This is a genomic window from Pseudomonas kielensis, from assembly GCF_014236655.1.
Classification (GTDB): Bacteria; Pseudomonadota; Gammaproteobacteria; order Pseudomonadales; family Pseudomonadaceae; genus Aquipseudomonas; species Aquipseudomonas kielensis.
This window is the reverse complement of record NZ_JACMYG010000005.1, coordinates 250,459-271,927: the sequence shown is the minus strand read 5'-3', so window position 1 is coordinate 271,927 and position 21,469 is coordinate 250,459. Positions and strand designations below refer to the sequence as shown.

Here is a 21,469-nt window from a genome sequence, read left to right as displayed (position 1 = left end):
ACGACGTGCCGCGCGGGGCGTCAGTCCCGCGTCGGCCCACTAAGGACCATCATGGCTCACGCACCTCAGATCAAGATTCCCGCCACCTACATGCGTGGTGGCACCAGCAAAGGCGTGTTCTTCAGCCTCCAGGATCTGCCCGAGTCGGCGCAGGTTCCTGGCCCGGCGCGCGATGCGCTGCTGCTGCGGGTGATTGGCAGCCCCGACCCTTACGAAAAGCAGATCGACGGCATGGGCGCCGCGACCTCGAGCACCAGCAAGACGGTGATCCTGTCCAAGAGCATCAAGGCCGATCACGATGTGGATTACCTGTTTGGCCAAGTTTCCATCGACAAGCCGTTTGTCGACTGGAGCGGTAACTGCGGCAACCTGTCGGCCGCGGTCGGTTCGTTCGCCGTCAGCAGCGGCCTGGTCGATCCCGCCCGTGTGCCGGACAACGGCGTGGCCGTGGTGCGTATCTGGCAGGCCAACATCGGCAAGACCATCATCGCTCACGTGCCGATTACCCAGGGCGCGGTGCAGGAAACCGGTGATTTCGAACTCGACGGCGTGACCTTCCCGGCCGCTGAAGTGCAGTTGGAATTCATCAGCCCAGCGGCCGAGGAAGAGGGCGCCGGCGGTTCGATGTTCCCCACCGGCAACCTGGTGGATGAGCTGCACGTGCCGGGTGTTGGCACCTTGCAGGTGACCATGATCAATGCCGGCATCCCGACGATTTTCGTCAATGCCGAGGATATCGGTTACACCGGCCGCGAATTGCAGGGCGAGATCAACGGCGATCCCAAGGCATTGGCCATGTTCGAGACCATCCGCGCCCATGGCGCCTTGCGCATGGGCTTGATTGCCAACCTCGACGAAGCGGCCAAGCGCCAACACACCCCCAAGGTAGCGTTCGTCGCGCGGCCTGGCGATTACCTGTCGTCCAGCGGCAAACCCGTGGCAGCCGGCGATGTCGATCTGCTGGTGCGGGCGCTGTCCATGGGCAAGTTGCACCACGCAATGATGGGCACCGCAGCAGTGGCCATCGGCACAGCGGCGGCCATCACCGGGACCCTGGTCAACCTGGCGGCCGGCGGCATCGAGCGCAACGCGGTACGTTTCGGCCATCCGTCCGGCACCTTGCGTGTCGGCGCAGAGGCTAACCTGGTGGACGGCGAATGGACCGTGACCAAAGCCATCATGAGCCGCAGCGCGCGAGTGCTGATGGAAGGCTGGGTGCGGGTCCCGGGGGATTCGTTCTAACCTTGAAACATCGCCCCTTGTGGGAGCGAGCACGCCGCAAGCGGGCGCTCGCTCCCACAGTCGAGCCCATTCCTACAAGAAAATATCGGTTACCCAGCCGTATCAGTCCTGAACCGAGGTCCCATTTACGAACCACTGCCCGAGTGAATCGAACATGAGCGCCAACGTTGACCTTAACAACCGTCCCGACTATGACCTGGTCCTGCAGGACATTGCCGACTACGTCCTGAACTACCGGATCGAGTCCCAAGAGGCCCTGGACACTGCCCGCAACTGCCTGCTCGACACCCTCGGTTGCGGCCTGCTGGCCCTGCGTTTTCCCGAATGCACCAAACACCTTGGGCCGATGGTCGAAGGCACGATCGTGCCCTTTGGCGCACGGGTGCCCGGTACCCATTTTCGCCTGGACCCGGTGAAGGCGGCCTGGGACATTGGCTGCATCGTCCGCTGGCTCGACTACAACGACACCTGGCTGGCCGCGGAATGGGGTCATCCCTCGGATAACCTGGGAGCAATCCTGGCGCTGGCTGATCACTTGTCCCAGAAGCGCCTGGCCAATGGCGACGCGCCGCTGACCATGCGCGCGGTGCTCGACGCCATGATCATGGCCCACGAGATTCAAGGGGTGATTGCCCTGGAAAACGCCTTCAACCGGGTCGGCCTGGACCACGTGCTGCTGGTCAAGGTCGCCTCGACCGCGGTCAGCGCCAAACTCCTCGGCGCCAGCCGCGAGCAATTGCTGGCGGCGCTGTCCCACGCCTTTGTCGATGGCCAGGCCCTGCGCACTTACCGGCATGCGCCGAACGCCGGCTCACGCAAATCCTGGGCAGCGGGGGACGCGTCCAGTCGCGGGGTGCGCCTGGCGGACATCGCCCTGCGCGGTGAAATGGGCATTCCCGGCGCGCTGACTGCCGCGCAATGGGGCTTCTACGACGTACTGTTCAGCCATACCAACAAGGACCTGGCGCTCAAGCCGGCGGAGCAGCGCGCGTTCAGTTTTTCCCAGCCCTACGCCAGCTACGTGATGGAAAACGTGCTGTTCAAGATCAGCTTCCCGGCCGAGTTCCATGCGCAGACCGCCTGCGAGGCGGCGGTGACCCTGCATCCGCAGGTGCGTAATCGCCTGCATGAGATCGACCGGATTGTCATCACCACCCACGAATCGGCCATCCGCATCATCTCCAAGGTCGGGCAACTGGCCAACGCCGCCGACCGCGATCACTGCATCCAGTACATGACCGCCGTGCCGCTGGCGTTCGGTAACCTGGTGGCCGAGCACTACGAAGATCAGTTCCATGCCGCGCACCCGATCATCGATGTGTTGCGCGAGAAGATGGTCATCGTCGAGGAGCCGCGTTTCACCCGCGAGTACCTGGAGGCCGACAAACGTTCGATCGCCAATGCCCTGCAGGTGTTTTTCAAGGACGGCTCGAGCACCGAGAAAGTGCTGGTGGAGTACCCGATCGGCCATCGCCGGCGGCGCGCCGAGGGTATTCCGTTGCTCGAGGACAAGTTCAAGGCCAACCTCGCCACGCGTTTCACCGCCCAACGCACGGCGCAGATCTTTGCCCTGTGCAAGGATCAGGCGGCCCTTGAAGCGACACCGGTGAACCGCTTCATGGACCTGTTCGTGATCTGACCGATAGCCCTGCCGCAGGGGATGTCGTGGCTGGCGGTTACTTGGCCAGCCACTTCTCCACGGGCAACTTGGTGATCGCAAACCCCATCAGCAGTACCGCCGAGTACCCGATCAGTTCCCGCGAAATCACCTGTCCCTCGTACCAGGCGCCGATCATCACCGCGAACACCGGGAAAATGATGAACACGAAGGACAGGATGATCGGACTCAAGCGCTTGAGCAGGACGAAGTACACGATGAACCCGCCCACCGACGCCACCAGCCCCAGATAGAGCAGGGCACCCCACGAGCGCGCGCTGATGGTCGCGAAGGCCGGGGTCTCGACCGTCAGTCCCGCCACAAACAACAGCAGCCCGGCGATACCGATCGGCAGGGTGTTGTAGGTGATGACGCTGATGGCGCTCCCGTGTTTTTTGGTCACCACGTAACACAGCGCATGCAGGATCGCCGCCGTGAGAATCGCCAGCACGCCGAACAGTTCGGCATGGTCCAGGTGCAAGCCCTGGCTGCGGATGATCATGAACAGGCTGGCAAAGCCGATGGCGATGCCCAGGACCTGGGAGGCATAGATTTTTTCCCGCAGGAACAGCGCCGAGAACAGCAGGATAAACACCGGCATGCAGCTGAACAGGAGGGCGGTGAGCCCTGACGAAACGTGCATCTCGCCATAGTTGAGCAAGTAATACGGCAGGCTGAAATACGAAAGGGTGACGAACAGGAAGAACCAGCGACTGCCCTTGGGAAACAGCAAGGGTTCGCGGCGCCAGGCGGCAAAACTCAGGAACAGCGGGAAGGCGATCAGAAAACGCAGGCCGGCAGCGGTCAGCGGCGGCACGCTTTCGACGGCGATCTTGATCCCCAGCCAGGTGGTGCCCCAGCTCAGGCAGACAATCAGGAACAGCACGCTGGTGATCAAGCCCGCCAGCCAGCGGCGGGGGTGTCTTTGGGGGGTATCGACGGCGATGGCAGTGGGCATGCTCGGGCACCTGGGTGTGAGGGGAATTGACCGGGTCATGGAAAAGGTCTATCCCTGATTGAACCTGTTTTCAGCACGCTATTCGGGGTGGTAATGGCTGTCAAAGTAAGTATTGCCATGGTGTCAATCCTGCGGGATGCCCTACGCCATGGAACCGGCATGAAGTACCAGCGCCTCAGCGACGGGGTTGAGCAGGGCATGGCAGACGGCGTGCTTGCGCCCGGCTGCAAATTGCCGCCCCATCGCCTGCTGGCGGACAGCCTCGGGGTCACGGTGGGCACCGTCAGTCGCGCCTATGCCGAGTTGGAGCGTCTGGGCAAGGTGGTCGCCCGGGTCGGTGACGGCACCTATGTCCGGGAGCAGGGCATGGAGCGCCCGCGCGACGGCGGGTTCCGCAATGTCAGTGAGCAACCGCCGCCGTGCCTGGACATGAGTCGCAATCAGCCAATTCCCGGGCGTCAGGCGCAGTGGCTGAGCCAGGGGCTGCAGGCCCTGGCGGGAGATTCCCGGGCCATGCAGCGCATCAGTGGTTACACCGCGGACGCCGGTCTGCCGGAGTATCGGGCGGCGGGTGCGCAGTGGCTTGGGCACGGCGAATTCGTCGCCCATGCCGAGCAGGTGATCTGCGTCAACGGCGGCCAGCACGGTTTGCTGTGTGCCCTGATGGCGCTGCTCAAGGCGGGCGATACGCTGGTCACCGAGCAGTTGACTTACCCCGGCTTGATCAGCGTGGCGCGTAATCTGGGGATCAAGCTGATCGGCCTGGCGATGGACGCCGAAGGGTTATTGCCAGCGGCCTTGGACGAGGCCTGTCGCCAACACCGGGTGACGGCGCTGTACTGCACGCCGACTCTGCAGAATCCCACGGCCGCGGTAATGTCCACGGCGCGCCGCGAGGCCCTGGCGCAGGTCTGTCGTGGGCACAATCTGTTGATCATCGAGGACCAGGCCCACGCCGTGCTGGTCCAGGAGCGGCCACTGCCGCTGAGCCATTTTGCTGCGGAGCGTACGGTACTGATCGCCAGCCTGAGCAAGGCGGTGTCGGCGGGCTTGCGGGTCGGCTATCTGTATGCGCCCCAGGCATTGCTCAGCCGCTTGTCGGCAGCGGTACGCGCCTCCTGCTGGATGGCCACGCCCCTGGCCCTGGAATTGGCCACGCAGTGGATTGAAAACGGCGTCGCCCAGCAATTGCTGGGGCAGCAAATCATTGAGATTCGCCGACGCAAGGCCCTGGTCGAGGACCTGCTCCAGGGCTTGCAGTACCGCACGCACGACCACAGCCCGCATTTCTGGATCGACGTGCCCGAGCCGTGGCGCGCGTCCCAGGTTGAAGCCGAGCTCAAGCGCAGTGGCTACCTGATTGCCACCGCTGAAGCGTTTGCGGTGGGGCATGGGGCCGTGCCGCAGGCTATTCGGGTGAGCGTGTGCAATTCGGTGGGGGATGATCGGTTATTGCGGGAGGGGATTGCGGCGGTCGCGGCAAGCTGCACGCCGCAGGCAGGAGCGGTCTGAGCAGGCTCCTGCTTGCGGCTTGCTGTTCAACTGCGCCTTACTTGAATCGGCGTTCGACGCCTTTTTCCACCAGGATCTTGGCGGAAATTTCTTCCACGGAAAAATGCGTGGAGTTGATGTTCGGGATGTTTTCGCGGCGGAACAGGTTTTCCACTTCGCGCACCTCGAACTCGCACTGGGCATAGCTCGAATACCGGCTGTTGGGCTTGCGCTCGTTGCGGATGGCGGTGAGGCGGTCCGGGTCGATGGTCAGGCCGAACAGCTTGTGCTGGTGGGCGCGCAGGGCGGCTGGCAGTTGCAGGCGCTCCATGTCGTCCTCGGTCAGCGGGTAGTTGGCGGCGCGGATGCCGAATTGCATGGCCATGTACAGGCAGGTCGGTGTCTTGCCGCACCGCGACACGCCCACCAGGATCAGGTCGGCCTTGTCGTAGTAGTGAGTGCGCGCACCGTCGTCGTTGTCCAGGGCGAAGTTCACCGCCTCGATGCGCTCCATGTAGTTGGAGTTGTGGCCAATGGAGTGCGACTTGCCGACCGAGTAGGACGAATGCTCGCTCAGTTCCAGCTCCAGCGGGGCGAGGAAGGTCGAGAAAATGTCGATCATGAAACCATTGGACGTGGCGAGAATCTCACGTATGTCCTGGTTGACGATCGTGTCGAAGATGATCGGACGAAAGCCGTCCTTTTCGGCGGCCGTGTTGATTTGTTGTACCATGGCCCGCGCTTTATCGACGCTGTCGATGTACGGTCGGGTGAATTTGCTGAAGGTAATGTTTTCGAACTGCGCCAACAGGCTTTGACCCAGGGTTTCGGCCGTAATGCCCGTGCCGTCGGAGATAAAGAAAGCAGATCGTTTCATTTGCGCCTTGGGCCTTAAGTGAGTGTCCTGTATCACAAATGCGTGCCTTTTAGGCGGCGCCTGTTGTTGCCATACTACGTTGCCGCTCCTCGCCATAGCCAGCTATGACTTGTCGCGGCGCCTTGTCTGGCAACAACAGTCACTCGCCCAAAAAACACGCATCTGCGACACAGGACACTAGTGACGATTCTTGGATATGATAGGCGCGATTTGGCGGCCCGGATTGGCCGGCATTCTCACTTATTTTCCAGGTCCAGGCCATACAGCTGGCAAATGCTCCCTTGAGCGGCCAGTAACCTGAGCTTTTCCAACACAGTTAGTGGAGAGATCACCTTGGTAGAGTACGTAGTTTCCCTCGATAAGCTCGGCGTCCATGATGTAGAGCATGTGGGGGGCAAGAACGCATCCCTCGGCGAGATGATCAGTAATCTTGCGGGTGCCGGTGTATCGGTCCCGGGTGGCTTTGCCACGACAGCTCAGGCTTATCGTGATTTTCTCGAATTAAGTGGTTTGAACGACCAGATCCACGCCGCGCTGGATGCGCTGGACGTGGATGACGTGAACGCGCTGGCCCGTACCGGCGCGCAAATTCGTCAATGGATCATGGAAGCCGAGTTCCCGGAGAAGCTCAACGCCGAGATTCGCACCGCGTTCGCCACCCTGTCGGCCGGTAACCCGGACATGGCCGTGGCCGTGCGCTCTTCGGCCACCGCCGAAGACTTGCCGGACGCCTCGTTCGCCGGTCAACAGGAAACCTTCCTGAACATTCGTGGCGTCGAGAACGTCATTCGTGCAGCCAAGGAAGTGTTCGCTTCCCTGTTCAACGATCGTGCCATTTCCTACCGCGTCCACCAGGGCTTCGACCACAAGCTGGTGGCCCTGTCGGCCGGTGTGCAGCGCATGGTGCGTTCGGAAACCGGCACTGCCGGCGTGATGTTCACCCTCGATACCGAGTCGGGCTTCCGTGACGTGGTGTTCATCACCGGCGCCTACGGCCTGGGTGAAACCGTGGTCCAGGGCGCAGTCAACCCGGATGAATTCTACGTCCACAAGGGCACGCTGGCCGCGGGTCGCCCGGCGATCCTGCGCCGCAACCTGGGCAGTAAAGCGATCAAGATGATTTACGGCGACGAGGCCAAGGCCGGTCGTTCGGTCAAGACCGTGGACGTCGACAAGGCCGAGCGCGCGCGCTTCTGCCTGTCCGACGCGGAAGTCAGCGAGCTGGCCAAGCAAGCGATGATCATCGAGAAGCACTACAAGTGCCCGATGGACATCGAGTGGGCCAAGGACGGTGACGACGGCAAGCTGTACATCGTGCAGGCCCGTCCGGAAACCGTGAAGAGCCGTACCCAGGCCAACGTCATGGAACGTTACCTGCTCAAGGAAACCGGCACCGTGCTGGTGGAAGGCCGTGCGATCGGCCAGCGCATTGGCGCCGGCAAGGTCCGCATCATCAAGGACGTGTCCGAGATGGACAAGGTCCAGCCGGGCGACGTGCTGGTTTCCGACATGACCGACCCGGATTGGGAACCGGTCATGAAGCGCGCCAGCGCCATTGTCACCAACCGTGGCGGCCGTACCTGTCACGCGGCGATCATCGCCCGTGAGCTGGGGATCCCGGCGGTAGTGGGCTGCGGTAACGCGACCCAACTGCTGAAAGACGGCCAGGGCGTCACTGTTTCCTGCGCCGAAGGCGACACCGGTTTCATCTTTGAAGGCGAACTGGGTTTCGACGTCAAGAAGAACTCCGTGGACGCCATGCCGGAGCTGCCGTTCAAGATCATGATGAACGTCGGCAACCCGGACCGCGCCTTCGACTTCGCGCAGTTGCCGAACGCCGGTGTGGGCCTGGCCCGCCTGGAGTTCATCATCAACCGCATGATCGGCGTGCACCCCAAGGCGCTGCTGAACTACGACGGCTTGCCTGCGGACATCAAGGAAAGCGTCGACAAGCGTATCGCCGGCTACGACGATCCGGTCGGTTTCTATGTCGAGAAGCTGGTCGAGGGCATCAGCACCCTGGCCGCTGCGTTCTGGCCGAAAAAGGTCATCGTGCGCCTGTCGGACTTCAAGTCCAACGAATACGCCAACCTGATCGGCGGCAAGCTGTACGAGCCGGAAGAAGAGAACCCGATGCTGGGCTTCCGCGGTGCCTCGCGTTACATCAGCGAAGCCTTCCGTGACTGCTTCGAGCTCGAGTGCCGCGCCCTCAAGCGTGTGCGCAATGAGATGGGCCTGACCAACGTTGAAATCATGGTGCCGTTCGTGCGCACCCTGGGCGAAGCCAGCCAGGTCGTCGACCTGTTGGCCGAGAACGGCCTGGCCCGCGGCGAAAACGGTCTGCGCGTGATCATGATGTGCGAACTGCCGTCCAACGCGATCCTGGCGGAAGAGTTCCTGGAATTCTTCGACGGTTTCTCCATCGGCTCCAACGACCTGACCCAGCTGACCCTGGGCCTGGACCGTGACTCCGGGATTATTGCGCACTTGTTCGATGAGCGTAATCCGGCGGTCAAGAAGCTGCTGGCCAATGCCATTGCCGCCTGCAACAAGGCCGGCAAGTACATCGGCATCTGCGGTCAGGGCCCGTCCGATCACCCGGACCTGGCCAAGTGGCTGATGGAGCAGGGCATCGAAAGCGTTTCGTTGAACCCCGATTCCGTACTGGAAACCTGGTTCTTCCTGGCTGAGGGTCAAGCTTCGGCTTGATGGTGTGAACAGGCCCCTGGCTCCTGCAGTGACAGGAACCAGGGATCTGTTTTGAGATTCAAGTAGGGCGGGCTCCTTCGGATGCCGCCCTTTTTTGTGCAAGAGCATTATGCAAAGCAGCAGTAACCTGTTTCCTGTCGCCTTGATCAGCGCCGAGCGTCGCGGCGATCTGAGTGAGGACGTCTATCGCCTGAAACCGGGCAACAGCCCGGACGGCACCGTTGAGCTGGCAGTGACCCGCCTGGGCATGGCCGATGAACCCGCCCTGCGCGGGGTTCCGGTGATTTTGCTGCACGGCAGTTTTTCCAACCGGCGTTTCTGGTTTTCCCCCAAGGGCCTGGGCCTGGGGGCGTACCTGGCACGCGCTGGTTTTGATGTGTGGATTGCGGAAATGCGTGGGCACGGCCTGTCACAGCGCAATCAGCACTACCGCAAGAACCGGGTGGCCGACTATGCCCGCTACGACCTGCCGGCCATCGCCGCGTTCGTCCGCGAACTGAGCGGGCAGGCACCGCACTGGATCGGCCATTCACTGGGTGGCATCACCCTGGCCGCTGCATTGGGTGGTCACTACCTGGAAGAGGCCGATGTCGCCAGCGCCGCATTTTTCGGCACGCAGGTGAGTCGCACCTACTGGCCGTTGAAAATTCCCCCGGTGGAATGGAGCGGACGTTTCATCCTCAATCGTTTTGCCCAACTGTCGGGATCTCGTCTCAAGCGTGGGCCGGAAGACGAGCCGATCGGCCTGGCCCTGGAGAGCATGCGCTGGTACGGCCTGTTCGGGCGTTTTGGTGATGCCGACAAGGACTGGTGGGCGGGCTTGGCCGAGGTGCAGGTGCCGGTTCTGGCCGTCAGCGCCAGCAACGATCACCAGGACCCTGACTGGGCTTGCCGCAAGCTGTTCGAGCAAATCGGCTCGACGCACAAGCAATACATTTGCCTGGGTCGCGCCCACGGCTTTGCCGATGACTTCGGGCATGTGCAAATGCTGGTGAGCAAAGCCGCGCAAATCGAAGTCTGGCCATTGGTCCAGCGTTGGCTGACGGATCCGCAGGCACCCGTGCAGGCGCAGGCGCTCGCCACGGTCGGTGCAGACTGACGTGATCGCTCTATCAAGGGCGTTTCGTTCCGGTGCGCTTACGGCTAAGATATGACGCATTGGGCTTTTCTGGTCACTTTACGTGGCGATGCAGTAGCGGTGTTCGCGCAAGATCGGCTTTAAACCGCAACCCTCAGCGCGCGTTTCCTTTAAGGTGACATCCTCGATTGTCTTCCTCATTACAGGAGTTTCTCGATGAATCATTACCTCACTCCCGACCTGTGCGATACCTATCCGGAACTGGTACAGGTCTTGGAGCCGATGTTCAGCAATTTTGGCGGCCGTGACTCCTTCGGCGGTGAAATCGTGACCATCAAGTGCTTCGAAGACAACTCGCGGGTCAAGGAGCACGCTGAACTCCCGGGGAACGGCAAGGTGCTGGTGGTGGATGGTGGAGGCTCGCTGCGCTGCGCGCTGCTGGGCGACATGATTGCCGAGAAAGCGGCCAAGAATGGCTGGGAAGGCTTGGTGATCTACGGCTGCATCCGCGACGTCGACGTCATCGCACAAACCGACCTGGGGGTGCAGGCCCTCGCCAGCCATCCGAAGAAGTCCGACCGCCGCGGTCTTGGCGAGATCAACGTGCCGGTGACCTTTGCCGGTGTGACGTTCCGTCCGGGCGAGTTCATTTATGCGGACAACAATGGCGTGATCATTTCGCCCACCGCGTTGAAAATGCCTGAATAAACGGCGACCAGACAGGGGTGAGGATGTTCGAGGAAGAAAACGCGCAGTGGGGGCTGGTCCATGCCCTGGTGCTGGATGGAAAAGGCGGTGCGCGTTCGATTGCCCGGACTGAACTGGATGACCTGCAACTGCAATCCCACGAAAGCCTCTGGCTGCACTGGGATCGCAGTCACCCGCAAACCCAGACCTGGCTGCGTAAATCCAGCGGTCTGAGTGAATTCAGTTGTGACCTGCTGCTGGAGGAGAACACCCGGCCGCGCCTGCTGGCGCTGCCGGACTCCGAATTGCTGCTGTTCTTGCGCGGGGTCAACCTCAACCCTGGTGCCGAACCGGAAGACATGGTCTCGGTGCGTATTTTCGCCTCGGCCCAACGGGTCATTTCCCTGCGCCTGCGCCCACTGCGCGCCACCGACGAATTGTTGGTGCAGTTGGCCGAGGGCAAGGGGCCGCGGACGGCTTCCGAACTGATCCTGTACATGGCCCAGTACCTCACTCACAAGGTCCAGGACCTGGTGGGCGACCTCTCGGAAGTGGTCGATGTCGAAGAGGAAAAGCTGGATGCCGACGAACGGTATACCCCCGAGCACGGCTCCATTTTGCAGATCCGTCGGCGTGCCGCCGGACTCAAGCGTTTTCTGGCGCCGCAACGGGATATTTTCGGACAACTGACGCGAATCAAACTGCCCTGGTTTGTCGAGGATGACGGCGACTACTGGAACGAATTGAACAACAGCCTGACCCGCTATCTTGAAGAGCTGGAATTGACCCGCGAGCGCGTGGGGCTGGTGTTGGAGGCCGAAGACCGGCGTCTGAGCGTGAAAATGAGCCGCACCATGTACCGCTTCGGGATCATTACCGGGATCTTTTTGCCGATGAGTTTTCTGACCGGTTTGCTGGGCATCAATGTCGGTGGCATTCCGTTCTCCGAGAGTCCCTATGGCTTCCTGGTTGCCTGCCTGATCATGGTCTCGGTGGCGCTGGGCCAGTGGTGGTTGTTCCGGCGTTTGCGCTGGGTATGAAGGGGCGTCATGTGACCCGGGGAATTTTGATCGCGTCTTTCACAGATATCACGAGAGGTGCGTATGCACGATCCGTTTGAACAGTCTTTACGTGACATGCTCCAGGCATCCCCGTCCACCCGTGACGATGATGCGTGCCTGGGTCGTGTACTGAAAACCGCCAACCGCCAGGTGGGTGCCGGTGATCTGTTCAGTCTGCTGGGCCGCTGGCTGCCGGCACTGATGATCGCCCTGAATAACGGATCGGCCCATGTCTCGCCGGTTTCCCGTCGTAAACCTAACGCAAGCACTGCTGATAAGGCTGATTGAATATGGAACTTGATCTCTGGACTCAGAGCCTCGTCACGGCAATGACTGCGTTGTGGACCAAGGTAGCGAACTTCATTCCCAATCTGTTTGGCGCCCTCGTCGTGCTGCTGCTGGGGTTTGTCGTGGCCAAGCTGCTGGACACCCTGTTGTCCAAATTGTTGGCAAAACTGGGCCTGGATCGCTTGATGGGCGGTACCGGTTTGACCAAGTTGATGTCTCGGGCAGGGCTGCAGGTTCCGATCTCGACCCTGATCGGAAAGATCGTTTACTGGTTCGTTTTGCTTATTTTTCTGGTTTCTGCTGCAGAATCCCTTGGCTTGGAGCGAGTTTCGGCTACGCTCGATATGCTTGCACTGTATTTGCCGAAAGTGTTCGGTGCCGCGTTGGTGTTGCTGGTAGGGGTATTGCTGGCGCAGCTGGCCAATGGCCTGGTGCGCGGTGCCGCTGAAGGGGTCGGTCTGGACTATGCTTCGGGCCTGGGGCGAATAGCCCAGGGCCTGGTGATCATCATCAGTATCTCGGTGGCGATCAGTCAGCTCGAAGTCAAAACCGACCTGCTGAACCATGTGATCGTGATCGTTTTGATAACCGTTGGTCTGGCAGTTGCCTTGGCCATGGGATTGGGTAGCCGGGAAATTGCCGGTCAGATTCTTGCGGGAATCTATGTGCGTGAGTTGTATCAGGTTGGGCAACAAGTGCGTGTTGGTGAGGTCGAAGGTCAGATCGAAGAGATCGGCACGGTTAAAACTACATTGCTGACCGACGAGGGTGAGCTAGTATCACTCTCCAATCGGATCCTCCTGGAACAGCATGTTAGTAGCCGCTAACCCGGCAAACCCTGCTAATGTATGCCGCCGCGAAATGCCCGATACCCTTGGGCCGCGGCGGACATTGACCTGACTGTCGGCCCGACTTGTTTTGAATAAACCCCAATCGCTATCCACGCGCTACGACCCCCGCGAGCTCTCTGATGAGGAGTTGGTCGCGCGCTCGCACACCGAGCTGTTTCACGTCACGCGCGCTTATGAAGAGCTGATGCGGCGTTACCAGAGAACTTTATTTAACGTCTGTGCACGATATCTTGGGAACGATCGCGACGCGGACGATGTCTGTCAGGAAGTGATGTTGAAGGTGCTGTACGGCCTGAAGAACTTTGAAGGAAAATCCAAGTTCAAGACATGGCTATATAGCATCACGTACAACGAATGCATCACACAGTATCGAAAGGAACGGCGTAAGCGTCGCTTGATGGACGCTTTGAGTCTGGACCCCCTCGAGGAAGCGTCGGAAGAAAAGACGCCGAAACCTGAGGAAAAGGGTGGACTTGATCGCTGGTTGGTGCATGTGAACCCGATTGACCGGGAAATTCTGGTGCTACGATTTGTCGCAGAGCTGGAATTTCAGGAGATCGCAGACATCATGCATATGGGTTTGAGTGCAACAAAAATGCGGTACAAACGCGCTCTAGATAAATTGCGTGAGAAATTTGCAGGCATTGCTGAAACTTAGTTCGGCGCAAATATCTCTTACGTGTAGGCAAGTTCTGATAGACTTGCCGCCGAGTTGTCCCCCGGTTTGTGGGACTGCTTTACAATCACCAGATGGGGATTTAACGGATGAAACTGAAAAACACCTTGGGCTTGGCCATTGGTTCTCTTATTGCCGCTACTTCTTTCGGCGTTCTGGCACAAGGCCAAGGCGCAGTTGAAGGCGAGCTGTTCTACAAGAAGCAGTACAACGATAGCGTCAAGCACATCGAAGACGGCTTCAATCCAGGCGCTCGCATCGGTTACTTCCTGACCGACGACGTTTCGATCGATCTGAACTACGATCAGACTCACCACACCCGTTCGAACGACGGTACTGGCAACCAGAAGATCAAAGGTGACACCGGCTCCCTGCTGGGTACCTACCACTTCGGTCAGGCTGGCGTAGATTCCCTGCGTCCTTACGTTTCCGGCGGTTTCGGCCACCAGAGCCGCACCAGCGTAAAAGCTGACGGTCACAGCGGTCGCGATCAGTCGACTCTGGCCATCGTTGGTACCGGTGTTAAGTACTACTTCACCGACAACCTGTTCGCTCGTGCCGGCGTTGAAGCTGACTACGCAATGGACAACGGCAAGTGGGACTACTCCGCCCTGGTTGGTCTGGGTGTGAACTTCGGCGGCAACGCCGGCGCAGTCGCTCCAGCTCCAGTTCCGGCACCGGCTCCAGAGCCAGAGCCAGAAGCTCCAGTTGCTGAAGTGGTACGTGTTGAGCTGGACGTCAAGTTTGACTTCGACAAATCTGTTGTTAAGCCAAACAGCTACGCTGACGTGAAAAACCTGGCTGACTTCATGAAGCAGTACCCACAGACCACCACCGTGGTTGAAGGTCACACTGACTCCGTAGGTCCAGACGCTTACAACCAGAAGCTGTCCCAGCGTCGTGCTGACGCTGTTAAGCAAGTTCTGGTCAAAGACGGCATCGACGCTGGCCGCGTTAGCTCCGTTGGTTATGGCGAATCCCGCCCAGTTGCTGACAACGCAACTGAAGCTGGCCGTGCTGTTAACCGTCGCGTAGAAGCGCAGGTTGAAGCTCAAGCTAAGTAATTAGCTCGCAGCTCGCGAAAAGCCCGGCTTAGGCCGGGCTTTTCTTTGTCTGCGATTTACTGCCAGGCCGGCGTTACAGCGCTGCGCTGGACGGCAATGGCAACGGTGTCACGGACGCCGGCAGTCCCTGTTGCAGGGCTGCGGAGGCGGCTACAGCCCCTATCACAAGGATCGCTGGGCTTTTTAACTGAAAGCTGTAGGCATCTTCCTGCATCGCTGTCAGGTTGCTTCGGCATTCGCGCTGGCACGGCATGGATGCGTTTTCAATCATTGCCACCGGCGTATCCAGCGCCATCCCGCCGTCCAGCAACTGCTGGCGAATTTCCCCGAGTTTTGCCACTCCCATGTAGATCACCAGAGTGGTCCCGCCTTGGGACAGTGCGCGCCAATTGAGCTCGCTGTCATCCTGGGTATGGGCTGTCACCAGGGTCACGCCCCTGGCGACGCCGCGCAGGGTCAGGGAAATATCGCACTGAGTGGCGCCCGCCAGGCCGGCGGTGATGCCATTGACCAGTTCGACCTCGATCTGGCGCTCGCGCAACCACTGTGCTTCTTCACCCCCCCGGCCAAATATGCACGGGTCCCCCCCTTTGAGCCGCACCACACACTTGCCTTGGCGGGCATAACGCAGCATCAGGCGATGGATGAAGGCTTGTGGGGTCGAACGGCAGCCCCCGCGCTTGCCCACGGCAATGACCCGCGCCCGGGGGCAATGCTCCAGCACGGCTGGATTGACCAGATCATCGATCATTACCACGTCTGCCTCCCTCAGTGCCCGTACCGCCTTGAGGGTCAGCAATTCAGGGTCACCCGGGCCTGCACCCACCAACCAGACTTTTGCGCTCATGTTGCATTCCTCACGAGGTGATTGCGCTTGGCCGCACCTGGGCGGCCAGCAGACGCTTGATTTCCGGGACGCAGGAGCCGCATTGCGTGCCGCAACCCAATTGTTGTTTCAGGCCTTGCAGATCCAGGCCGCTGCGAATGCCGGCGCACACGGCGCTGTGGCTGACGTTCTTGCAGTTGCACAGGGTTTTCTGCGCGCCAGAGGCGGCACCGGCAGCGCCCGGCGGGGCGCTCAAGGGCGCCAGCAGCCAGGGTCGCAATTGCTCATCGACACGACCTTCCAGCCAAAGATTCTGCAACCAGTGCCGGGCCAGTGTTTCCCCGGCCAGGCGGATCGCGGTGATGCGCCCCTGTTCGATGCGCACGCGTTTGCCGATGGCGCGACGCGGATCGTCGTAGGACAGTACCGGGCCGTGGTCGAGCCCCAGGTGCTGGTCGATCTCCTGCAGCCGTTGCGGGTCCGGCGCCTGGGCGCACGCGGCGCGTATCAGCAGCGCCGGCCGCTCACGCCCGGCAAGGCTGAGGCTGACGTAGGAAAAGTCTTCGCAGAGCGGGCGCAGCGCCTCGAAATGTTGTTGAACATTGCCCTCGACCAGGGCGAAGAACTCCCACGGCAGTTCAACGGCTTCAATTCGCACACCGCTGTGTTTCAGCTCAGGCTGCTTGGACAGTGGGTCGAACGCCGGCTGGGTCAGGACGTTCACGCCGCCCTTGAGGAAGCGGTCGCCCCAGTGCATCGGGAGAAAGGCTTGCCCCGGGCGTACCGAGTCATCGCTGGCGAGCGCGACGATCACACTGCCGCGGCGGCTCTTGAGGCTGACCAGGTCGCCGGCATTCAAGTGTTGGCGCTGCAGTTCATCCGGGTGCAGGCTCAGCAGCGCTTCGCTGACATGGCCGAACAGTTGCGCCGCGGTGCCGGTGCGGCTCATGCCGTGCCATTGATCCCGCAGGCGCCCGGTAATCAGGGTCAGGGGAAAGTGCGCGTCCCGTTGCTCCTTGGCGGCGCAAAATGGCTCGGCGATAAATTGCGCGCGCCCGCTGGCCGTGGGAAATATCCCGTCCACGTAGAGGCGTGGTGTGCCGCAGGTGGCGCCCTGGGGGAAAGGCCATTGCTGTGGACCCAGGCGGTCGAGCAGGGCGTGGCTGATACCGGACAGGTCCAGGTCGCGTCCGCGGGTCAGCTGTTTGAATTCATCGAACAATTGCCCAGGTTGATCGAAGGCAAACAGGCTGGGCTGACCCGGGCGCAGGTGTTTCTCCAGGCGTTGAGCGAAATCCACGGTGATCGCCCAATCCGGGCGTGCTTCACCGGGTGCGGCAATGGCCCGGCGAACGTGGGAAATCCGCCGCTCGGAGTTGGTCACCGTGCCTTCCTTTTCCCCCCAACTGGCGGCCGGCAGCAGCAGGTCGGCGAAGGGCGCGGTTTCGGTGGTGCTGAAGGCTTCCTGCAAGACCACGAACGGGCACGCCTGCAAGGCCGCGCGCACATTCTGTTGGTCGGGCAGGGACTGCGCCGGGTTGGTACAGGCGATCCACAGCGCCTTGATTTTTCCGCTGTTGACCTGCTCGAACAGTTCGATGGCGCTTAGCCCTGGCGTTTCCGGCAGCGTGGGCACCCCCCAATAGGCGGCGACCTCGGCGCGATGCCCGGCATTGTTGGCTTCGCGATGGCCTGGCAGCAGATTGGCCAGGCTGCCGGTTTCGCGCCCGCCCATGGCATTCGGCTGACCGGTAAGGGAGAAGGGGCCCGCGCCCGGGCGGCCGATTTGTCCGGTGGCCAGGTGCAGGTTGATCAGTGCGCTGTTTTTCGCGCTGCCGGCCGTGGACTGGTTCAAGCCCATGCACCACAGCGACAGAAAACTCGGCGAGGTGCCGACCCATTCCGCGCACTGCTGCAACTGGGTGACGCTGATGCCACACAGTTGCGCCACCATGGGGGGCGTGTAGTCGCGCACCAGCTGCTTCAGTTCGGCCAGCCCCTCGGTATGGGCCTGGATAAAGCTGCGGTCGATCCAGTCTTCCCACAGCAGCAGGTGCAAGATGCCGTGGAACAGCGCGACATCGGTGCCCGGCAGAATCGCCAGGTGCAGGTCCGCCAGGTCGCAGGTGTCGGTGCGCCGAGGGTCGATGACAATCACCTTCATCTGCGGCCGACGGGCCCTGGCTTGCTCCAGGCGGCGAAACAGTACCGGATGGGCGTAGGCCATGTTACTGCCGACGATCATCACGCAATCGCTCAGCTCCAGGTCTTCGTAGCTGCAGGGCGGTGCATCGGCGCCCAGGCTGCGCTTGTAGCCGACCACCGCCGACGACATGCACAGCCGCGAATTGCTGTCGATGTTGTTGGTGCCCACCAGCGCCCGCGCCAGTTTGTTGAAGGCGTAGTAGTCCTCGGTCAGCAGTTGCCCGGAGATGTAGAACGCCACACTGTCCGGACCGTGCTCGGCGATGGTCCGGGCAAATACGCTGGCGGCGTGGTCAAGGGCACTGTCCCAGTCGGTGCGGGTGCGAGCCAGGCCCTTGCCCAGGCGCAACTGTGGGTACAGCGCGCGGGCCGCCAGGTCACCGGTCAGGTGCAGGGTTGAGCCTTTGCTGCACAGTTTGCCATAGTTGGCCGGGTGCGTCGGGTCGCCGCTGACGCCGAGGATCTGCTCGCCGTCGTGCTCGATCAGGACGCCGCAGCCCACCCCGCAATAGCAGCAGGTCGAGGCAGTCGTCTGACGCTTCATCATGATGCTTCCTGCAGTGTCAGGTCCTGGTGGCCGGCCGCGCTCGACGCCGGTTCGCCAAACATCAGGTGATCACGGATCGCGGCAATGCCCTGGTGTTCGCGAATCTGCCGGAAATACCAGCCGCCATCGGCGGTATCGCCGTACAGGCAGGCGCCTACCAGCACGTCGTCCTTGATCACCAATTTTTTGTAGATGCCGCCGACCGGGTCGCGCAGGGTGATGGTCTCGGTGCCTTCGCCCCCCATGAAGTCGCCAGCGGAGAACAGGTCGATGCCGGTGACTTTCAGCTTGGTCGAGGTCACCGAGCCTTTGTAGGTGGCGAACCCCAGCTGTGCCAGGTGGTTGGCGCAGACCTTGGCCTGCTCGAACAGCGGCGCCACCAGGCCGTAGGCAATGCCACGATGGCTGGCGCATTCACCGATGGCATAGATGCGCGGATCATAGGTCTGCAGGGTGTCGTTGACCAGGATGCCGCGGTTGCAGGGCAGGCCGGCCTGTTCCGCGAGCTCGCTGGCCGGGCGGATCCCGGCGGCCATCACCACCAGGTCGGCCGGGATGATGTCGCCGTTCTTGAATTGCACCGAGCCGACCCGACCGTTGCCGGCGTCGAGCAGGGCCTGGGTTTGCTCACCCAGGCGAAAGTGCAGGCCGCGTTGTTCCAGGGCGCTTTGCAGCAATTGGCCGCTGGTCTTGTCCAGTTGCCGTTCCAACAACCATTCGCCGATGTGCACCACGGTCACGTGCATGCCGCGCAGCATCAGGCCGTTGGCCGCTTCCAGGCCCAGCAGGCCGCCGCCGATGACCACGGCGTGGCGGTGGGTCCGGGCGGTGTCGATCATGGTCTGGGTGTCGGCGATGTCACGGTAGCCAATCACCCCCTGCAGGGTGTTGCCCGGGATCGGCAGCATGAAGGGCGTCGAGCCGGTGGCGATCAGCAGGCGGTCGTATTCGGCGCTGCTGCCGTCGGCAGCGATGACCCGGCGCTTGACCCGGTCGATCTCCACCACTGTGCGGTTGAGCAGCAAGGTGATGTTGTGCTCCTGGTACCAATTGAGGTCGTTGAGCTCGATCTCTTCGAAGGTCTGTTCACCTGCCAGCACCGGGGACAGCAGGATGCGGTTGTAGTTGGTGTGGGGTTCGGCACCGAAAACCGTGATGTCATACAGTTCGCTGCTCAGCTTGAGCAGTTCCTCGAGCGTGCGGACCCCGGCCATCCCGTTGCCGATCATCACCAGTTTCAATTTTTTCATCGGGTTCTCCGCAAGCTCAGGCCGGTGTCATCGGGTCGATGGGACTGGCTCGGTGTATTTTGCGCAAACAAAAAAAGGCGTCCCGCTAGTGCTCTAGCGAGGACGCCTTTGTCCTGGTCCCGTTCTCTCGGGCAGCGCACCCTTCGTCGTTGAAGGCTGGGCTTTATGTGTGATGAACGGGCTAATGCAGTGGTTGTGCCAAGTGGTGGAGGCTACGGTTTTATCGGGCTCATCCGGGTGTTCGGGCGGTAGCGACCGGGCTTTTTGCACCGATAGAAGGCGCGGTGCACAGCAATGGCGCGACGCCGACGGGGTTTGCGGGGCCTGGGGTCAGTGGCGAATGAGGGAAAACAGCAACACCAGGTTAATCATCAGCAACACCAGCGCCAGGGTGCGCCAAACCTTCACCGGCTCGCGCTCCAGTAGCGGTCTGGGTCGCACGCTCAAGCTGCCGCGCTCGCCGTGTTCGAGAATCAGCAGCCATTGCTCGGCGGTTTCGTAGCGCTGGGCCGGGTCGGCGTTGACCCCGCGCTCCAGGCTCTGCCCCAGCCAGTCCGGCAGGTCCGGGCGATAGCGCTGGGCATTCACCGGCTGACCGAAGCGCGGGCGCTGGAAGGCTTCGATTTCGCCGTAGGGATACTGCCCGGTGGCCAGGTAATACAGGGTCACGCCGACGGCATACAGGTCTTGTTGCGCAGACGGCGCCTCACCGCTGAAGGCTTCCGGGGCGATGTAGCTCGGGGTGCCGGGCAGTGCGTTGGCCTGGTCTTCGGACAAGCCCGGGCAGTACGCCAGGCCGAAATCCAGCAGGCGCAACTCACCGTCGTCACTGAGCAGCAGGTTTTCCGGCTTGATGTCGCGATGCAGGATCTGCCGCCGGTGCAACAGGCCCACCGCGCGCAACAGGCGCTCGGCCAGTGCTTGCCATTGCGCCAGGGGCAGCGGACCGGTCTGGGTGAAGGTTTGGGCAAGGGTCTGCCCTGGGTACTCGCGCATCAGGTAATACAGGTGTTGACGCTGGGTCGCCGGATGGACCTCGGGAAAACTGCGTCCGGCGACGCGCTTGAGAAACCATTCCTCTGACAGCAGGGCCTGGGCGGCCTGGCTGTCGTCGCTCAACTGCGCCGGCAGGGTTTTCAACAGCCAGGGCTGCTGCTGGCTGTCGTGGACCCGATAGATCAGTGACTGTTGGCTGTGCCCCAGCAGTTTCTCGACGTGCCAGCCTTCGAAGCGCTGGCCGGGCTTGAGGGGCGGCGGCAGGGGCCATTGTTGCAGGTGAATCAGGGCATCGCCGATGCTCGCCTCGCCGAGGGCCTCGACCCGCACCAGCAGCGCGCTGGCATTGTCCTGGCTGCCGGCCAGGTGCGCGGCATTGACCAGGGTCTGGGCCGCGCTGTGCAGGTCCGGCTGATCGCGCAGGATGCCGGCAATCGTGGTGTCGCCCAAGGTTGCCCAGACCCCGTCGCTGAGGAGCACGAAGCACTCGCCGGCGCGCAACTCACCATCGAGAAAATCCAGCACCAGGTGTTGGTCCAGGCCCAGGGCGCGCTTGAGCACATGTTGCATGCCCGGTTGTTCCCAGACATGGTCCTCGCTGATGCGTTGCAACTGCTCGGCGTGCCAGCGATACACCCGGCAATCGCCGACGTGGGCCAGGGTGAAACGTTGTCCGCGCAGCACCAGCGCGCTGACGGTGGTGAGCAGCGGCAGGCCGCCACCGTTGGCCTGCAGCCAGCGGTTCTGCGCCAGCAACAGGCGGTCCAGGGACTGCGCCACGCCCCAGGTCTGCGGGGTGGCGTAGTAGTCCAGGGCCAGTGCTTGCAAGGTGGTGCGCGCGGCCAGCCCGCCATCGGCGCATTGGCTGACGCCATCGGCGATGGCGAACAGAAACCCTTTGCTCGCGGCCAGCTCTGCGGCGGGCGTGACCAGGCGCAGGGCGTCCTGGTTTTCCTCGCGGGGGCCGATGGCGCTGGCTTCGGCAAAACTCAATTGCAGGCTCATC

Annotated in this window: 16 protein-coding genes and 1 pseudogene; 11 read left to right on the top strand and 6 right to left on the bottom strand. The window is 61.8% G+C overall.

Annotation, left to right across the window (positions count from 1 at the left end; translation table 11 throughout):
* Window positions 1-51 precede the first annotated feature (51 nt).
* Together prpF and prpD are read left to right on the top strand one after the other, a co-directional pair.
* Window positions 52-1,242: a 2-methylaconitate cis-trans isomerase PrpF gene (prpF, locus tag H7995_RS07545; RefSeq protein ID WP_185818188.1), complete on the top strand. Its 1,191-nt coding sequence runs from the start codon at window positions 52-54 to the stop codon at window positions 1,240-1,242.
* Window positions 1,243-1,396: 154 nt separating this feature from the next.
* Entirely contained in the window at window positions 1,397-2,881 is a 1,485-nt protein-coding gene (prpD, locus tag H7995_RS07540; RefSeq protein ID WP_185818187.1) for a 2-methylcitrate dehydratase, read from the top strand.
* Window positions 2,882-2,918: 37 nt separating this feature from the next.
* Here the strand turns inward: prpD and H7995_RS07535 are convergent, their stop codons facing one another.
* The gene (locus tag H7995_RS07535; protein WP_166590117.1) at window positions 2,919-3,806 is read right to left on the bottom strand and encodes a DMT family transporter; all 888 of its coding nucleotides are present in this window, start codon (window positions 3,804-3,806) and stop codon (window positions 2,919-2,921) included.
* Between the two features lie 144 nt (window positions 3,807-3,950).
* Between H7995_RS07535 and H7995_RS07530 the strand changes: the two genes are divergently transcribed.
* Entirely contained in the window at window positions 3,951-5,369 is a 1,419-nt protein-coding gene (locus H7995_RS07530) for an aminotransferase-like domain-containing protein (protein WP_185818186.1), read from the top strand.
* A gap of 37 nt (window positions 5,370-5,406) precedes the next feature.
* Here the strand turns inward: H7995_RS07530 and ppsR are convergent, their stop codons facing one another.
* Window positions 5,407-6,225, bottom strand: coding sequence for a posphoenolpyruvate synthetase regulatory kinase/phosphorylase PpsR (gene ppsR, locus H7995_RS07525; protein ID WP_166590073.1), 819 nt, complete (start codon window positions 6,223-6,225; stop codon window positions 5,407-5,409).
* 333 nt (window positions 6,226-6,558) lie between these two features.
* Between ppsR and ppsA the strand changes: the two genes are divergently transcribed.
* The 8 genes from ppsA (at window position 6,559) to H7995_RS07485 (ending at window position 14,639) form a co-directional block, all read left to right on the top strand.
* Entirely contained in the window at window positions 6,559-8,934 is a 2,376-nt protein-coding gene (gene ppsA / locus H7995_RS07520) for a phosphoenolpyruvate synthase (RefSeq protein WP_166590074.1), read from the top strand.
* Between the two features lie 109 nt (window positions 8,935-9,043).
* Window positions 9,044-10,033: an alpha/beta fold hydrolase gene (locus H7995_RS07515; protein ID WP_166590075.1), complete on the top strand. Its 990-nt coding sequence runs from the start codon at window positions 9,044-9,046 to the stop codon at window positions 10,031-10,033.
* A gap of 195 nt (window positions 10,034-10,228) precedes the next feature.
* Window positions 10,229-10,720 carry a ribonuclease E activity regulator RraA gene (gene rraA, locus H7995_RS07510; RefSeq protein WP_166590076.1) on the top strand — a complete coding sequence of 164 codons (492 nt, stop codon included), beginning with the start codon at window positions 10,229-10,231 and terminating at the stop codon, window positions 10,718-10,720.
* 23 nt (window positions 10,721-10,743) lie between these two features.
* Entirely contained in the window at window positions 10,744-11,739 is a 996-nt protein-coding gene (locus H7995_RS07505; protein WP_166590077.1) for a zinc transporter ZntB, read from the top strand.
* A gap of 63 nt (window positions 11,740-11,802) precedes the next feature.
* Complete coding sequence (locus H7995_RS07500) at window positions 11,803-12,048, top strand: CrfX protein (RefSeq protein ID WP_166590078.1); 246 nt, start codon at window positions 11,803-11,805, stop codon at window positions 12,046-12,048.
* Between the two features lie 2 nt (window positions 12,049-12,050).
* The gene (locus tag H7995_RS07495; RefSeq protein ID WP_007916401.1) at window positions 12,051-12,875 is read left to right on the top strand and encodes a mechanosensitive ion channel family protein; all 825 of its coding nucleotides are present in this window, start codon (window positions 12,051-12,053) and stop codon (window positions 12,873-12,875) included.
* Window positions 12,876-12,966: 91 nt separating this feature from the next.
* Complete coding sequence (gene sigX, locus H7995_RS07490; protein WP_095165477.1) at window positions 12,967-13,557, top strand: RNA polymerase sigma factor SigX; 591 nt, start codon at window positions 12,967-12,969, stop codon at window positions 13,555-13,557.
* A gap of 107 nt (window positions 13,558-13,664) precedes the next feature.
* Window positions 13,665-14,639: an OmpA family protein gene (locus H7995_RS07485; RefSeq protein ID WP_166590079.1), complete on the top strand. Its 975-nt coding sequence runs from the start codon at window positions 13,665-13,667 to the stop codon at window positions 14,637-14,639.
* 73 nt (window positions 14,640-14,712) lie between these two features.
* Here H7995_RS07485 and cobA read toward each other — a convergent pair whose 3' ends face one another.
* From cobA to H7995_RS07465, 4 genes and pseudogenes are all read right to left on the bottom strand, one after another.
* The gene (gene cobA / locus H7995_RS07480; protein ID WP_185818185.1) at window positions 14,713-15,486 is read right to left on the bottom strand and encodes a uroporphyrinogen-III C-methyltransferase; all 774 of its coding nucleotides are present in this window, start codon (window positions 15,484-15,486) and stop codon (window positions 14,713-14,715) included.
* Between the two features lie 10 nt (window positions 15,487-15,496).
* Entirely contained in the window at window positions 15,497-18,214 is a 2,718-nt protein-coding gene (locus H7995_RS07475) for a nitrate reductase (protein ID WP_185818184.1), read from the bottom strand.
* 26 nt (window positions 18,215-18,240) lie between these two features.
* Window positions 18,241-19,467: pseudogene (locus H7995_RS07470) on the bottom strand (NAD(P)/FAD-dependent oxidoreductase); the annotation flags it as partial.
* Window positions 19,468-19,797: 330 nt separating this feature from the next.
* A complete protein-coding gene (locus tag H7995_RS07465) occupies window positions 19,798-21,468 on the bottom strand; it encodes a bifunctional protein-serine/threonine kinase/phosphatase (protein WP_166590081.1) in 1,671 nt (556 codons plus the stop codon).
* Between the last annotated feature and the right edge of the window lies 1 nt (window position 21,469).

Coding starts and splice junctions, on each gene's coding strand:
- prpF (WP_185818188.1), top strand. CDS start 52: ATGGCTCACGCACCTCAGATCAAGATTCCCGCCACCTACATGCGTGGT.
- prpD (WP_185818187.1), top strand. CDS start 1,397: ATGAGCGCCAACGTTGACCTTAACAACCGTCCCGACTATGACCTGGTC.
- H7995_RS07530 (WP_185818186.1), top strand. CDS start 3,951: ATGGCTGTCAAAGTAAGTATTGCCATGGTGTCAATCCTGCGGGATGCC.
- ppsR (WP_166590073.1), bottom strand. CDS start 6,225: ATGAAACGATCTGCTTTCTTTATCTCCGACGGCACGGGCATTACGGCC.
- H7995_RS07515 (WP_166590075.1), top strand. CDS start 9,044: ATGCAAAGCAGCAGTAACCTGTTTCCTGTCGCCTTGATCAGCGCCGAG.
- rraA (WP_166590076.1), top strand. CDS start 10,229: ATGAATCATTACCTCACTCCCGACCTGTGCGATACCTATCCGGAACTG.
- H7995_RS07505 (WP_166590077.1), top strand. CDS start 10,744: ATGTTCGAGGAAGAAAACGCGCAGTGGGGGCTGGTCCATGCCCTGGTG.
- H7995_RS07500 (WP_166590078.1), top strand. CDS start 11,803: ATGCACGATCCGTTTGAACAGTCTTTACGTGACATGCTCCAGGCATCC.
- H7995_RS07495 (WP_007916401.1), top strand. CDS start 12,051: ATGGAACTTGATCTCTGGACTCAGAGCCTCGTCACGGCAATGACTGCG.
- H7995_RS07485 (WP_166590079.1), top strand. CDS start 13,665: ATGAAACTGAAAAACACCTTGGGCTTGGCCATTGGTTCTCTTATTGCC.
- cobA (WP_185818185.1), bottom strand. CDS start 15,486: ATGAGCGCAAAAGTCTGGTTGGTGGGTGCAGGCCCGGGTGACCCTGAA.
- H7995_RS07475 (WP_185818184.1), bottom strand. CDS start 18,214: ATGAAGCGTCAGACGACTGCCTCGACCTGCTGCTATTGCGGGGTGGGC.
- H7995_RS07465 (WP_166590081.1), bottom strand. CDS start 21,468: ATGAGCCTGCAATTGAGTTTTGCCGAAGCCAGCGCCATCGGCCCCCGC.